Genomic DNA, 13,850 nt, shown 5'->3' on the forward strand with positions numbered 1-13,850 from the left:
TTCCAATAAAATCATCCCCTAATAAACTCACGTATACTTTTACCATCTAATTTAATATTAAAATTTCCAAAACCGTGAGCAGTTTTAGCTCCAATTCCTGTATATGTTGAATATACAAGTTGTTTTACAAATATCTCTCTATCCTTCAAAATTAAATTTGATATATCAATTTTTATATAACCAATACATCCATACATATCCAGACCGCAATACCTAACCTTGATATTTTTAAAATTGAATTTTGTTGGAAATAGATTTTTTACTTCTACTTCTTCACAATCCCCTCAATCTTTAGCTGATTTTTCCTTAAACTATTACAGATTACATTTAAATCAGGGTAACAATAGTTTTTACCCATAAGTTTTATAAAAAAGGCGTATTTATAAATATTTCAACCTCTTTAATTTCACTAAAAACAATATTATTTATATCCTGTAATCTTACTCCAAAACACTCATTGGTGCATTCTTGGTATGAATCAAATTTAAACTTAATTTCTTTACCGTTCAAATCAAAATCAAAAGTTATATTTTCAAAAACTAATCTATCTCTTACACTATTTATTAGATTTGTACCCTCCTCGTTCCAAGTAGAAACATATATATATGCTTTATTTTTATTGAAATTTAAATATAACGGCGAAAGAGAAAAAATACTCCTACCGTGTACTTTTTCAGCCTCTTCCCTATTAAGTAATTTATCTAATAAAATACTGTAACTTGCACCGTACAAATTTAGCTTCTTTTCATTGATGTTGTGAAATAGACTAAACTCAAACTTTACCTTTTTAAACACTAATTTATCCTCCTTCTTCTCTGTAATATACTCCACATTAAAAGTGCATTCCTTCCAATATATATTTTTTGTCATCTTCAAAATCAAATGATTTGAACAAAGGAGGTAAGTTATTTCTTTTAATATCTTGTACAACAACTGGATAAATTATCTTTTCAAGTTTATTATTTATATAATTTAATGCCCTTTTGTTTATATCTTTTTATATTTAATCTGAAGTACGGCAAATTTTAAACCTTTATATTCAAGTTTATCAAAATCTAAATTATCATCTTCTTAATTAAATTTAAAATAAAAATCTCCTTGACTTTTTCATTTTTAACTCCTTTTAAAATGGTTATAGAACTTTTATCCTTTTTTATTTTTTTCTTTAACTCCTGTGATTTTTGTTTATCTAAATAATCGTTAATATCTTTTTCTTCGATTGGTTCTAAATTAATAAATCTATTTAATGCTGTAATTATATCTACATTCACATAATCATTTCTGTTTTCATCAATTATATAGCAGGTTGGCACAAAATCCCTAAAGCTAAACAATACTTGGTTAAATATATCCTCGTATTTATATTTAAATTTATCTATTATACTATTAATTTCAGTTATTTCCTGCTGTACTTTAAATATATTTTTATTGGTTATCTTATAAAAATCATCCCTAAGTTCCCTTAAGCTACAACCAAACACCTTAGAAATTTTAGAAAAGGCATTATAAATAGTCATTGGTGCTACAATATTGAAACTTTCTTTGAAATCTTCAGTTTGATAATATATTTTTTCTATCTCATTAAATAGTTCTTTCCTTTCTATCTCTTTATCACTAAATTTTTTAGTTTATTAAATACATAATGCGGTACAAACATAATAGCTTCAGAAACCCTATCTGTTCTTTTACCTCTTGCAATTCTACCTATTCTTTGAATAAACTGTGCACTACTTCTTGCCTCTGCTATTAATATATCTTTATAGGTTCCATCTGCATCATTTGGATCTACTCCAACTTCAATTGAAGCTGTTCCTATTGTAATTTTTGATTTTAAAGGATTATCATCCTTCTTAATTCCATGAACTTCTGCAACTTCAAATCCATCTAATTTTAGTTTATCTGCCAATGAATTTGCTTGAAAAACAGAATCCATTATTATTAAAATTGATTTATTTTCTTTTATAAAATTGCCTTTATTTTCATCTATATAGTTTGCAATATCTTCATTTCCTTTCCACATCCATAAATTAGATGGATATAGTTTAAGTTTAACCTTCTCTTGTATAATTTCATCTCCATCCTCTGCATTAATATTTACAACTTTAATACCTATATTTTTTATAGAATCAACAATTCTATCTTGTGGAGTTGCAGTAAGTATTACAAAAGCAACTGGATTAAATGTTTTTGCCTCAACTTATATGCTTGATAAATTATAGATGTAATCTCTGCCTTTTGTTTTTCATCATATAAATGGAATTCATCAAACACCCAAATTCTATATCTTCCTAAAAGATGTGTTAAATCATAGTTTTCCGTAACTGCTCTATAGTAATCTGTAAATGTTAAGTAATAAAGTATATCTGGATTAGTTAAAACTACTTCTTGAGAAAATAATATGTCTAAAGCTTTTAACCTATTATTTAAATGATTTTCCAACATAAATTCATCTACTTTATCACTAAAAACCAACTCTACCTTTGACTCTTCAAATCCACTTAAAGCCTTATACTGATCCTTTATAAGTTCATTTGTTGAATAAACACCTATTGTTTTATAACCATACTTTAAATATGCTGAATATGCCGACAGGGTTTTACCTGCCCCTGTCGGAGAAGTATTAAAAATAACAATTTGTTCATTGTTTTTAAATGCTTCTTCGATTTCCTTTAAGGTATCCTCTTGATGCTGATAAAATTTAATATTCCTACCTCTTATTATTTCCTCTCGTGTTCCCTTCTTTATTTTTCTTTCATTTAATAACATTTCTATATAATCCATCTACATCACCACCAAAATATTTGCAAAATGGCAATACTAATCCATTTTTAGCCTCTATACATTCTATTTCTTCTTCAAAATAAGGATTTTGTATAAGTCTATTCGGTATTGAAAGCTCTGTAATATCAAACTCTTGTGGTTTTTTATTAAATCTGCATAGTTATATATCCCTTTAAAACTCCCCTTTGATTTAGCAGTATTAACTTCATACCATTGATAACCTACCCTACATACGGCATCCCACTTGCCTAACCTAATAATTTTTTAATATCTACTTTTTCATTGCTTAGGATATATGTTGTTAAAATTGACTCTGGTTCTATAGCTGATATAACTCCATTTACAGGGAAGGCTGTGTTTCTTTCCATACTTAGTGTATACCCATCCTTCATACTATTGAACCTTAAATCTACCGTATTCCCTCCCATTTAGAAGGATATATATAGATACCCAACTGATTTAAATAGTTTAAATCCTCTATATAATATACCTTATCAAAATATATATCATATCTATTTGGACAAAAACCAAAGGCGTAACTTAAACTATAATTGTGCTGATATTTGGAAGTAATATAATAATCATTAATTTCTTTTGATGCATGAAACAGATAATCTTGAAGTTGTATTTTAACTTCCGCTAAATACATCTACATCACTTCTTTCTTGTTTTACTTTTTCCACTATTTCCTTCAGTCTTTTTAATACAATATTCCTCTATTTGTTTTCTATGTTTTGATATACATTTAATAGATTTTCATCTTCTTTAATAAAACTTCTGAATCCATCTATAAAAGCATTTATGTTATCTACTTTTACAACAGATGAAAAACCATCTTTTATAATTTCATCTTCTACTTTATAAAAGCCTCTTTAACTAAATTAATATCTATATCATCTAATCTATCTTTTAATTCATCATATAAGTATTTTGTAAGTTCAAGATTTGTAAAAACTTCTTGATTTGATACATATATACCTAAAATATGGTTCTTTATAAGTCCTCCCTATTTGACTCTGCTCCATATCTTGTTGTTAAAAATATATTAGATAGTATATATAAAAACTCATCCTCTGTAACATCTACTAATGTTCTCAACACAAGGAAATATAACCCCTGGTTTAACATGTTCCTTTGATGATAAGGCTGTTCCTGTTGTATGTGTTTCCTCATCTACTGCATTTAGTGTTATTTCTTCAACTGTTTTATCTCCATATTCCCTAATTGAAAATGCAGTATCTGTTATTACCCTTGTCTTTCTTGCTTGATTTGTATCTCCGTTATCCCCCCTGTGCCGCATATCCATATAACATACAATCAGGGCATTTACCACAAAGCTTTTGGATTAATGCACAATCTTCTTCTCCATATACTTCAAGTCCATTTTCTATGAATTTCCTTCTAAGTGCCTTTCCTGTTCTCCTTTCACTTGCAACTTGCTTTCTTTTATCATTAAAACTCTAGTTAATTTTGAATTATCTTTTATACCTGCGGTTGTTTCTGCAACATTTAAAATTCTTCCTTCTGTTGTAAATATTCCATAGGACTGAAGTTCACGAGCTATAACTACTTGAATGTACTTATTTTTCTTTACATCTGATATCATCTCTGCAAAGGCATTATTTTCTCTTAATACTTTTAAGAAATCTCTACTCATTTCCTATTCCTCCTTATTTTTATCATTATCATATAATTTTTTAATACTAAAAACTCAATTGTAGAGGCATAGTAATTTTCATTTTTAGATACCTCTCCTTTTTTCCCTTTGCATATCCCCTCATAGTAATCATCTACTATTGTATTAGCAAATTCCTCTATAGCTTCTATCTTTTCTCTGCCATAGGTTAAAGAATATATATTATTATGTCTTTCAACTAAGTCCCTAACTGCACCACAAATAATCTCTTTAATCTCTTCTTTATTATTTACTCTTGCCTCTTTAATAACTTTTATAGAACGTCTAAATGGAAGGGTAATAATATAACTCGAATCACTCTTATTAGGTTTCCAAAACCTTAACATCTTTTCTGTAATTTCACCGCATACAGTCATATAAACGCCTCCATTCAAATTTCCTATTATAAATAATGAATTTATAAATGGTTTTTCCAAATTGTATTTATAAATTGTTTTAAAAAATTCACATCTGTTTTTAGAATCTTTAAATCTTAGATAATTAAATATACCTAATGGATGGACTGACATCTTTGTTATTAGTGGAAGCAACTCCCGTTTTTCTCTCCCTTGAAACCGTTGTATATATCTTCTATTAAAAATACAGCATTTAAAACATAGAAAGGTTTTTTAACTGCCTAATATCTTTTATGTTAGTTAAATTTTTAATTAATACTTTATTTAAGTATACATTTTTGTATTCTCCATTAAATAAAACATCAATATTATTAATATTTAAAGTTTTAGAAGCTGTAACAGTTATATTTAAACCAAAATAGTAGGAAAGCAGAAGTGCCTGATAATACATTTTTAATATATTTTCGCCATCTGACGAACTATAGTTAAAAACATTAAACCTATATTTTGGTTCAGAAAATTCATCAGCTAAACGTTTTTGTGAAACTCAATTTCTAATTTATTTTCTTCTACTCTTACAAATATAGATTTATTGTTATATTCTTTTCTATACAAAGTTCTTTCATCAATTATATCCTTAACTTGCGTTTCTAAATTTTTAAAAACCTCTAAAGTTATTGGGAAATCTATATTACTATAGGTATACATGTATATATCAGAATTTACATACGTATCCTGTAAATTGAAAATTATTTTTGTAGCATAGCATCATATGCACATATTTTACATAAATAAGGTTGTTGTTTTATTTCCTTTGTAAGCCTTCCTTTTTATAATTAACAATTACTTCTTCTGGCTTTGATTTAAATGAATATTTAGTTCCTAAAAACCCTTTTTGAAAGCCTAATCCTTCTGGTATTTTTCTTCCACATATTAAACACGTGGATTTTATCTTTTCATCTTTAGTTATATAATCAGTGTCATTTATTTTATTAGTGAAAACTTCACAATAATAATCCTTTAAATCTTGTTTTAACAGTATAACATTATTGTCCTTTAAGCGAAATTTTTTATATTCTCTTTAAATTCTTTTTAAACCTTTCCTTTATTCTCTGTTCAATTTTAATAAAATCATCTCTTTGTAGTATTAAATTTGCTACATAGCTTGAAAGTAAAACATAATAAACTTTAATTCCACCTTCATCTAAAACTTTTTAAAATTCATCATAAACTCAATATTACCCTTTGCTAATCCATCCAAATCATATACATTTAATATACTTTCATTAAAAATCTTCAAAGCTTCTAAATATATATCTTCAACATTTTCCTTAGCTAAAAAGTATGAAACGAATTTAAACATATAAATATTTGTCTAACTAAATCTATAAATAATTCATCTTCTTTTCTTTTAAGATATTATCTATTATTTCAAATCTACTATCTTTAATTAAATCTTTATCTATTTTATCCTTTGCCTTTTCAAATCTATTTTTAAGTCCTTTAAATAAGATATCACCATTTTTTGATGTTAAAGCCCTATTTAGTACTTCTAACTGATTATCTGTATCTAATATCAAAAACAAATCAAAAAATTAAAGTTATTTTTGTTATCTCGTAGATTACTTGCTATAGCCTCTAAATACTTTTCGTTACTTGCTGAAGCCAATAGTGCCTTATCTACTATCATTTCTACTTCTAAATCAAAATCAATTTTTTCCCTACATAGATGATATGATTATTAAAATAGCAAAACAAATTTCTACCTGTTTCTTCCATATATTGCTCTAATGCCCTTATCATTATATTAGTTATGGCTGGACGTACTTCTTTAATTGTTACATAGTTTATCTTGTATTTTTCATTTAAACCTAATTTCAAAAATGTTTCTTTTAGTATTTGTAAAGCTTTATTAATATCATATACACTGGCAAGGGCATCTGCACGCCTTATTATTTCTCTTCTTCTTCATTATCATCTAATGCATAAACTACTTTATAAGTATTTTTCTGTCTACCTTTGTGTATTGCTGAAGATAGAATAAATTTTGCACATTCCCTAAATTCTGAATATATGCCTAAATCGTTAAGAATAGCTTCAACATCTCTTAATTCTAAATCTGTTTCCTTTTCTCTTTTATACTTTGTTAGTTTATTTATGTCATGAAATAAAGCACCTACCACTATTTTCTTTAAATTGTCCTCCGTATTCCTTTCAGGGTTTTCTTGATAATATAAATTTGCAATTGCCAGTGCATAGTTTAGAGTTTTTATAGAATGAGCAATAAATGTTTCATCCTTAGCACAACCATAATTTTCTTTATCCTTTGCCAATTCTGTATGAAATCTATTAATGTAAAATATATCTAATATTTTTTTGCTGTTTCACTTGCTTTTTTAAATCTATGAAACTTTTCATTTTTTCACCTCCAATTTATAAATTTTCTATATTTATCTTAATATTATACTTATCAAAATTTTATGTCAATACATTTCTCAGTTAAACAAAAACAGAGACACTATGTGTCACTGTTTATCCTCATCGCGTTATTTAATGTACTTATATATTCCTGTTTCAATTCTTGAGGTTCTAATATTTCTATTCCATCAGCATATTGTAATATAAAAGGAAGCATCTCTTTAGGTTTTGCCACAGAAAACTCAATTATTTTATTTACACTATCATTTACTTGTGATTTATGCCAATTAACTTCTGTTAAATATGTCCAAACTTCTTCTTTGTGAATCTTTAACCTTACTTTTTTACCTCTTCTCCACCATAAAATTCCCAAGCATTTTTAAACAAATCCTTAGCCTTGTCTTTATAAATATCATAATCAATACTTTGATTTCGACTTCTTAAGTCCAATATCCTATTTACTCTATAAATTTTAGCTTTAAAATCTTCTAAATAATCTAAAGCCAAAATATACCAAGCTCTTTTTTAAATACTATCTTGTAAGGAACAATGCTATATTCCTTCTCTTCACCGTTTGGCAACAAATATCTTATATCGTAAACTTGATAATCTTTACCTTCTACCAAATTCACATAAAGTTTAGTCATAAAATATTTTTGTTCTCTACTTAGCATACATATAGGTTGCTTATGTATTTCTATATATTTTTCCTTAAACTTTAAGTTTAAACTAGCTCTTATCAGCTCTGGAGAATTAAGAAAAAGTCAATATATGCTTCTGCTGCGTCAACAGATAAGTTAATAAGTAACTTTAAATCTTTGGTTAACAAAATTGAATTTTCATTTACTTTATTTATACAAACCTTTTTATCCTTATCTGATATTATATCTACGTTTTTTAATTTTTTAGCTTTATTAACATATCTATAAAAAGTTCTAACATCTATGTTTAAAATCTCACAAATCTGCTTTTTGTATAGTTACCCGATTCTGCAAGAATTAGAAAATTCTCAAACCTCTCTATACTTCCCTTCAACAATAATCCTCCTCTAAAAAGCTTATTATTCCTTTCTCTTTAATACATTTATAAATATCTCAGCTGTGCCGAGATTTGTTGCAAGTGGTACATTATGAACATCACAAATTCTCAAAAGTGCAGTTACATCTGGCTCATGGGGCTGAGCTGTTAATGGATCTCTTAAAAAATAACCATATCTATATCTCCCTGTGCTACCATTCCTCCTATTTGCTGGTCACCCCCATATGGACCTGATAAAAATCTATGCACCTTAAGGCCAGTTGCTTCTTGAATTAGTCTTCCTGTTGTACCTGTTGCATATAACTCATCATCCTTGAATACCTCTCTATACTTTTTACAAACTCAACCATGTCGCTCTTTTTTTATCATGAGCTATAAATGCTACTCTCATCTTTTATCCCCTTTCGTAATTATTTAGAAATATTTTGTTCTAAAATCTACTTTATATATACAGTTGTCTTAGCTGGTATATTTTCATACATCCACCTTGCATCCTCTGCACTTAATCTTACACAACCGTTTGAACTAGGTTTTCCTAAGATATTATCTACTATCTGATTTTTGAACTTATAGGAAATAAATGAAATAAACATTTTTCCTTAAATCTAATCCAATATACTCCACCCTGCTTATACTTATTGGAATAGAACCACAGTTCTCTTTCTGTTATTGTAAATATTCCCTTTGAAGTACTTTTATCCTTAACTCCTGTATAACATACAAATGTTTTAACTAAATCTATTTTGTTATTTTGTTTATTATAAATAAGTGTACTTTGGTTTTTGTATCTATTACTATATAATCTTTTTGCTCTATATTTTCCCACTTGCTATCTCTGGCAGTATAACATTGTTTGTATAAGCTAAAGCTGAATTAGTTTTTAATAAAAGTACCACTAAAATAAGTCTAAAAATCTTTTTACTCTTCTCATATGTACACTCCCTTCTAATTAGATTATACATTAAAGCTCTTTATAATACAGTAGTCAATTTAAATTAAAATTTTAGTGTTTATTATTTACAAATATTAATTTATAATTTTACTTGTAACTTTTTATAAAGGAGGTTTTTACTTGATTAACCAATTTGTAAATAAAGCAAAGGAAGATGTTGTTTTACTTTTATCATTAATACTTGCTGTTTTAACTTCTTTTATTTCTTTTCCTAAAATTGAATACATTGATTTTAAAGTTTTAATTTCTCTTTTAATCTTATGATAGTAGTTGAAGCATTTGAGGAGTATAAACTTCTAGAGATGATATCGATACGAATTTTAGATAAGTTTAGTAATGAAAGAAAAGTCTCTCTTGTTCTTACTGTTATTACATTTATTCTCTCAATGTTTGTTACAAACGATGTTGCACTTATAACTTTTGTGCCACTTGCCCTTATTATTGCAAAAAGACTAATATAAACCCTGCCGAAATAATAATATTTCAAACTTTAGCTGCAAATATTGGAAGTAGCTTAACACCAATGGGTAATCCTCAAAACCTATTTTTATATTCAAAGTTTAATATAAACACTATAGAGTTTTTCAAAATAATGCTTCCTTTTGTAATTATGGGATTTGTTTTATTAGGTATTTTAAATTTAAAAATTCCAAATAAAGATATAGTTTTTCATATTGAAGAAATTGAAATTAAGAGTAAAAAAAGACGTTTATATTTATACTTTTATTTATTTTTATCATTTTATCTATATTTAACATAGTAAACTATTACACTGCTTTTGCTGTAACCATTCTAATAACCTTTATGCTAGAAAGAAAATTATTTAAACTTGTATTCGGCAAGTAATGCCGAAAGACATTGGAATTAAAGGATTTTTGTTCAAAAAATTAAAAGAAATCATCCCTTTTAAGTGTTAAAATATAATTGCAAAACTAAAACACAAAAGGGTGATTTCTATGGATAGTTTACAACAAAATCAAAAAATTTAAAGAAGAAAATTAGATTTTTGAACATGAAAGCAAAATTTAATGATACCAAAGTTACTTCTGTAGCAACTTTTTCTTATGTGGAATCCTTTAAACAAATAATAGGATTACCAACTATTTTAGAAAAAGGCGTAACCTATAAGAAGGCCGCTAATTCTACTTTTAATACTGCAGAAATTATAGAATACATGATTGATGCAAATATTCTTGGTTTCTCAAGATTTATGCACATTGAAACATTAAGAAATGATGAAGGATATAAAAAGTTTAAAGGTGTAGATAAATTACCCAGTGAAAAAGTATGTAGAGATCTCTTAAAAGCTTTACCAACAGAAACTTTAGAAGAATTAAGAACTATAAATAAAAAATACTTGACTTAAAGTCTTCAACTGAAGATGTACGCGAGGTTTGTATTAATATTGATGATACTGTTATAACTATCTTTGGTAATCAAGAAAAATCAGGAATAGAATATAATCCAAGGTACAATGGAAGACCATCATTTAAAGAAAAAGTTGGGTTTATTTCAGGAACTGATGAATTACTTAACATTACTCTTGAAAATGGTAGACACCATAGTAATTATAAATTTTTAGATTTCTTTAAGAGTTGTGTAAACCAGCTTCCTTCAAGATATATTCTTAAAAGAGTTAGACTTGATAGAGGTTTTTGATGAAGAAAACTTTTTATATTTTGAAGATAATGGAATAGAATATGTTGTTAAATGTAAAATGTATTCTACTGTTAAAATGATAATAGATTTTATAAATAATAATCCAAAGGATTATATATGGCACGATATAAGTTCTACTTTATCTGTTACAGAAATTACAGTTCCATTGCCTAAATGGCAAAGAGCAAGAAGATTTGTGATTATAAGAGAAAAAATTATTCCAAAAAATATGAATCAGTTAATGTTCGAAGAATGTAAATATAAATATCAAGCAATAGTAACAAATATAAATTATTTAACACCTGAAGAAATATTTCAAGATTATAATCAACGATGTGATGTTGAAAATAATATAGATGAAATAAAAGAAGGCTATGCCTTTAGCGAAAATAGTTTAGTAAATCATAAATGCAATGAATTGTACCTTTTAATAAAAATGATAGCATATAACATTCATAACTGGTTTAAACAAGCAATCATGCCTAAGGAAGTACAACATCATGAAATTAGTACATTAAGAAGAATATTTTATAGAGTTTGTGGTAATGTTTGCGGCAGCAAATATTATAGATATTTAAGTTTTTCAAATAATTGCTTATTAGAAAAAATCATTACTCATATTCAAAAACAAATACATATTTTTAGTAGAAAAATGATAACAGTTTATACTTAATAGTAAAATAAAAACAATAAATTCCCTTAAAAATCCAAATGTTATTTGGGTTTATTAAGTATACTCAAAAAAGACCTAACGGTATAAAATATCATAATAAATGTAAATTTATTCATAAAGAAAACAAAAATGGCAAGTAGAAACTTTTTTAAAATTTACTTGCCGAATTCAAGTTAAAGAAGTTGACTTTGCACTTTTATTAACCTTTGTTTTCTTTTTTATTTTCATAGGAAATCTATCAAATATCGAAAGTATAAAAACCATTTTTGAAAGAGTACTTAGTAAACCAAAATCAACATATATATTATCAATTTTGCTTAGTCAATTTATAAGCAATGTACCGTGTGCAATTTTGCTGTCTGGATTTAGTAAAAACTATAAAGAAATTCTTTTAGGTGTTGATATAGGCGGAATGGGAACTCTAATAGCCTCTCTTGCTAGTGTAATATCATATAAATTTTATGCAAATGAATATAAGCATTTAAAGAAAAAATATCTTTTAATGTTTACAATATACAATTTTATTGCTCTATTTATATTCTCCTTTATTTTCTTATTTTTCTAGGGCTGAAGATCTTCTTCAGCCCCTTTACTGCCCTAATAATTGCCTCCTCAAGTACACCTGTTGCAATCATTCCTAATGTGCTTACATCAACCTCAACCTCTCCTGTTGCCATTGTGAAGATTGTATCTCCATCAAACATAGTGTGGGCTGGTTTCATAGTCCTTCCAAAGGCATCGTGGGCAATTGAGGATACCTTTGTTGCTTCTGCCTTAGTTAGCTTTGCATTTGTAACTATCGCTGCAATTGTAGTGTTTCCACTAAATAGGTTTGTTCTGAACAGCATAACCTTTGTACTATCTACAAAACCTGTCTTATCTTTATTCAATGCTCCTGCTATAATTTCCCTGTCTTTGGGTCTATAACATCCCCAAGGCAGTTTACTGCAACAACAGCACCAACCTCAAGCTCTCCAACCCTTACGGCATAGGTACCAAGTCCCCCGTCCATTGCAAATTGCGGGCCTAATATCTTTCCAACTGTTGCCCCTGTTCCTGCACCAAATCTTCCATTCTCTACTTTGTTTACCTCAAAGGCATTTACACAAGCTTCATATCCCATTTTCCTATCTGGTCTTACTCTAAAATCCCCAACCATAAGGTCAAATAAAACTGCACTACATACTATAGGTACCTTTGTAACTCCCACATCAAACCCTATATTTCTCTCTTCTAAAAATCCATAACTCCACAGGAGGCATCAAGTCCAAAGGCACTACCTCCTGATAATACAACTGCGTGTACCTTATCAACAAGATTCACAGGACTTAAAAGGTCTGTTTCACGTGTTCCAGGTGCCCCTCCCCTTACATCAACACCACAGGTTGCACCCTCTTTGCAAATAACAACTGTACATCCTGTTCTTGCTTCAAAATTTTGTGCATTACCTATTTTTATCCCTTTTATATCTGTAATATTAATCTCCTTCATCTTATTCCCTCCAATGTATAAATAACTCAACCTTAGGCAAACAGCCTAAAGTTGAGTTATGATTACTTCCTTATTTTATTTACACCTATTACAACTGGCACAACAATAGCAATTGAAACTAAAACTTCTGGTAGTCCATTAGTAAAGCCTATTCCTACTATTGTTGCTCTTGCCTTTTCTATATCCATACCTAATGCTTTAGCAAATCTCTCAAGATAGATTAAATAGATTAGTCCAAGAACCAAGACTGTGTTAGTTAATGTTCCAACTGCTGCAGCCACTGCATACTTTATGCTATTGAATTTGCCAGGGATTATCTTGTATGCATAGTAGGCTGTTATTCCTATTAAAACTCTTGGAACTATAGCAATTAATGGGTTTAAAAATAAAAAGGATGTTGGAGTTGGATTTGTAACTGCTTGGAACATACTAAACAAGCCAAAGAACAGTCCTATTATTGCACCAACTACTGGTCCCTCAATTATAGCACCAATTATTACAGGAAGATGCAAAATTGTTGCCTTAACTGGGGAATAGGTATAAAACCTAAACCAGTTACTCCAAGTACAATAGTGATAGCAGAGAGCATACCAATTGTGGCAATCTGCCTTACCCCAAATCTTTGGGTTGATAGTGTTTTTGTTTGCATAATACTACCTCCTCGTTCTCACTCCAAAAGGATGCAAGACGATATCCTTTATGAAGTTTTTATTTTTGTTCGGTCTATAAAAGTACCGACAAGTATATTTTAACAGTTTTATGTAACAAATTCAATATAATATGCCACCCAAATGGGTGGCATTTTTA

At 28.0% G+C, this 13,850-nt stretch carries 24 protein-coding genes and 6 pseudogenes; 3 read left to right on the forward strand and 27 right to left on the reverse strand.

The features are described from left to right. Positions 1-11 precede the first annotated feature (11 nt). The 25 genes and pseudogenes from PL321_RS06995 to PL321_RS07100 form a co-directional block, all read right to left on the reverse strand. Complete coding sequence (locus PL321_RS06995) at positions 12-197, reverse strand: hypothetical protein (protein ID WP_273963992.1); 186 nt, start codon at positions 195-197, stop codon at positions 12-14. A 166-nt stretch (positions 198-363) separates the two neighbouring features. After that, positions 364-795, reverse strand: coding sequence for a hypothetical protein (locus PL321_RS07000; protein ID WP_273963993.1), 432 nt, complete (start codon positions 793-795; stop codon positions 364-366). A 260-nt stretch (positions 796-1,055) separates the two neighbouring features. Next, positions 1,056-1,517: a hypothetical protein gene (locus PL321_RS07005; protein WP_273963994.1), complete on the reverse strand. Its 462-nt coding sequence runs from the start codon at positions 1,515-1,517 to the stop codon at positions 1,056-1,058. A gap of 83 nt (positions 1,518-1,600) precedes the next feature. Continuing rightward, positions 1,601-2,020 carry a hypothetical protein gene (locus tag PL321_RS07010; RefSeq protein ID WP_273963995.1) on the reverse strand — a complete coding sequence of 140 codons (420 nt, stop codon included), beginning with the start codon at positions 2,018-2,020 and terminating at the stop codon, positions 1,601-1,603. Between the two features lie 140 nt (positions 2,021-2,160). Beyond that, positions 2,161-2,781: a type I-D CRISPR-associated helicase Cas3' gene (cas3, locus tag PL321_RS07015; protein WP_273963996.1), complete on the reverse strand. Its 621-nt coding sequence runs from the start codon at positions 2,779-2,781 to the stop codon at positions 2,161-2,163. 248 nt (positions 2,782-3,029) lie between these two features. Beyond that, positions 3,030-3,173 (reverse strand): hypothetical protein, encoded by a 144-nt coding sequence (locus PL321_RS07020; RefSeq protein ID WP_273963998.1) that lies wholly within the window; start codon positions 3,171-3,173, stop codon positions 3,030-3,032. 17 nt (positions 3,174-3,190) lie between these two features. Beyond that, the gene (gene cas5d / locus PL321_RS07025) at positions 3,191-3,430 is read right to left on the reverse strand and encodes a type I-D CRISPR-associated protein Cas5/Csc1 (RefSeq protein WP_273963999.1); all 240 of its coding nucleotides are present in this window, start codon (positions 3,428-3,430) and stop codon (positions 3,191-3,193) included. 204 nt (positions 3,431-3,634) lie between these two features. After that, the gene (locus PL321_RS21145; RefSeq protein WP_443110755.1) at positions 3,635-3,778 is read right to left on the reverse strand and encodes a hypothetical protein; all 144 of its coding nucleotides are present in this window, start codon (positions 3,776-3,778) and stop codon (positions 3,635-3,637) included. Continuing rightward, entirely contained in the window at positions 3,775-3,909 is a 135-nt protein-coding gene (locus PL321_RS21150) for a hypothetical protein (protein WP_443110697.1), read from the reverse strand. The genes PL321_RS21145 and PL321_RS21150 overlap by 4 nt, the downstream gene beginning before the upstream one ends. Continuing rightward, positions 3,848-4,081: a type I-D CRISPR-associated protein Cas7/Csc2 gene (gene cas7d, locus PL321_RS21155; protein ID WP_443110698.1), complete on the reverse strand. Its 234-nt coding sequence runs from the start codon at positions 4,079-4,081 to the stop codon at positions 3,848-3,850. Before cas7d (PL321_RS21155) ends, PL321_RS21150 begins: the two co-directional genes overlap by 62 nt. Further along, a pseudogene (gene cas7d, locus PL321_RS21160) lies at positions 4,062-4,438 on the reverse strand (type I-D CRISPR-associated protein Cas7/Csc2). Before cas7d (PL321_RS21160) ends, cas7d (PL321_RS21155) begins: the two are co-directional and overlap by 20 nt. Continuing rightward, complete coding sequence (locus PL321_RS07040) at positions 4,435-5,007, reverse strand: hypothetical protein (RefSeq protein WP_273964001.1); 573 nt, start codon at positions 5,005-5,007, stop codon at positions 4,435-4,437. The pseudogene cas7d (PL321_RS21160) and the gene PL321_RS07040 overlap by 4 nt, the downstream one beginning before the upstream one ends. A gap of 58 nt (positions 5,008-5,065) precedes the next feature. Continuing rightward, on the reverse strand, positions 5,066-5,263 hold the full coding sequence (locus PL321_RS07045) for a hypothetical protein (protein WP_273964002.1): 198 nt from the start codon (positions 5,261-5,263) through the stop codon (positions 5,066-5,068). A 77-nt stretch (positions 5,264-5,340) separates the two neighbouring features. Next, complete coding sequence (locus PL321_RS07050) at positions 5,341-5,520, reverse strand: hypothetical protein (protein WP_273964003.1); 180 nt, start codon at positions 5,518-5,520, stop codon at positions 5,341-5,343. Positions 5,521-6,016: 496 nt separating this feature from the next. After that, positions 6,017-6,175, reverse strand: coding sequence for a hypothetical protein (locus tag PL321_RS07055; RefSeq protein WP_273964004.1), 159 nt, complete (start codon positions 6,173-6,175; stop codon positions 6,017-6,019). A gap of 22 nt (positions 6,176-6,197) precedes the next feature. Then, entirely contained in the window at positions 6,198-6,392 is a 195-nt protein-coding gene (locus tag PL321_RS07060) for a hypothetical protein (protein ID WP_273964005.1), read from the reverse strand. 118 nt (positions 6,393-6,510) lie between these two features. Further along, complete coding sequence (locus PL321_RS07065; RefSeq protein ID WP_273964006.1) at positions 6,511-6,693, reverse strand: hypothetical protein; 183 nt, start codon at positions 6,691-6,693, stop codon at positions 6,511-6,513. 71 nt (positions 6,694-6,764) lie between these two features. Continuing rightward, positions 6,765-7,145, reverse strand: a complete 381-nt coding sequence (locus PL321_RS07070) for an HD domain-containing protein (protein WP_273964007.1) — start codon at positions 7,143-7,145, stop codon at positions 6,765-6,767. A gap of 185 nt (positions 7,146-7,330) precedes the next feature. Beyond that, positions 7,331-7,603 carry a WYL domain-containing protein gene (locus PL321_RS07075; protein WP_273964008.1) on the reverse strand — a complete coding sequence of 91 codons (273 nt, stop codon included), beginning with the start codon at positions 7,601-7,603 and terminating at the stop codon, positions 7,331-7,333. Beyond that, entirely contained in the window at positions 7,567-7,737 is a 171-nt protein-coding gene (locus PL321_RS07080) for a hypothetical protein (RefSeq protein ID WP_273964009.1), read from the reverse strand. Before PL321_RS07080 ends, PL321_RS07075 begins: the two co-directional genes overlap by 37 nt. Further along, a complete protein-coding gene (locus tag PL321_RS07085; protein ID WP_273964010.1) occupies positions 7,728-7,904 on the reverse strand; it encodes a hypothetical protein in 177 nt (58 codons plus the stop codon). The genes PL321_RS07080 and PL321_RS07085 overlap by 10 nt, the downstream gene beginning before the upstream one ends. Before the next feature lie 386 nt (positions 7,905-8,290). Then, positions 8,291-8,659 (reverse strand): annotated as a pseudogene (mgsA, locus tag PL321_RS07090) (methylglyoxal synthase). Between the two features lie 46 nt (positions 8,660-8,705). Next, positions 8,706-8,861 (reverse strand): L,D-transpeptidase, encoded by a 156-nt coding sequence (locus tag PL321_RS21165; RefSeq protein WP_443110699.1) that lies wholly within the window; start codon positions 8,859-8,861, stop codon positions 8,706-8,708. Then, complete coding sequence (locus PL321_RS07095) at positions 8,819-9,094, reverse strand: hypothetical protein (protein WP_273964011.1); 276 nt, start codon at positions 9,092-9,094, stop codon at positions 8,819-8,821. The genes PL321_RS21165 and PL321_RS07095 overlap by 43 nt, the downstream gene beginning before the upstream one ends. After that, a complete protein-coding gene (locus PL321_RS07100) occupies positions 9,081-9,230 on the reverse strand; it encodes a hypothetical protein (RefSeq protein ID WP_273964012.1) in 150 nt (49 codons plus the stop codon). The genes PL321_RS07095 and PL321_RS07100 overlap by 14 nt, the downstream gene beginning before the upstream one ends. A gap of 110 nt (positions 9,231-9,340) precedes the next feature. Here PL321_RS07100 and PL321_RS07105 point away from each other — a divergent pair, with 110 nt between their 5' ends. From PL321_RS07105 to PL321_RS07120, 3 genes and pseudogenes are all read left to right on the forward strand, one after another. Continuing rightward, complete coding sequence (locus PL321_RS07105) at positions 9,341-9,484, forward strand: hypothetical protein (protein WP_273964013.1); 144 nt, start codon at positions 9,341-9,343, stop codon at positions 9,482-9,484. 38 nt (positions 9,485-9,522) lie between these two features. Next, positions 9,523-9,980 (forward strand): annotated as a pseudogene (locus tag PL321_RS19805) (SLC13 family permease). Positions 9,981-10,217: 237 nt separating this feature from the next. Beyond that, positions 10,218-11,552, forward strand: a pseudogene (locus PL321_RS07120) (IS1380 family transposase). Positions 11,553-12,097: 545 nt separating this feature from the next. On the opposite strand, the pseudogene PL321_RS07125 reads toward PL321_RS07120, so the two are convergent. Both PL321_RS07125 and PL321_RS07130 read right to left on the reverse strand, forming a co-directional pair. Continuing rightward, a pseudogene (locus PL321_RS07125) lies at positions 12,098-13,043 on the reverse strand (P1 family peptidase). A gap of 62 nt (positions 13,044-13,105) precedes the next feature. Further along, positions 13,106-13,692: pseudogene (locus tag PL321_RS07130) on the reverse strand (ECF transporter S component). Between the last annotated feature and the right edge of the window lie 158 nt (positions 13,693-13,850).

It is taken from the genome of Caloramator sp. mosi_1 (genome assembly GCF_028622835.1).
GTDB lineage: Bacteria > Bacillota > Clostridia > Clostridiales > Caloramatoraceae > Thermobrachium.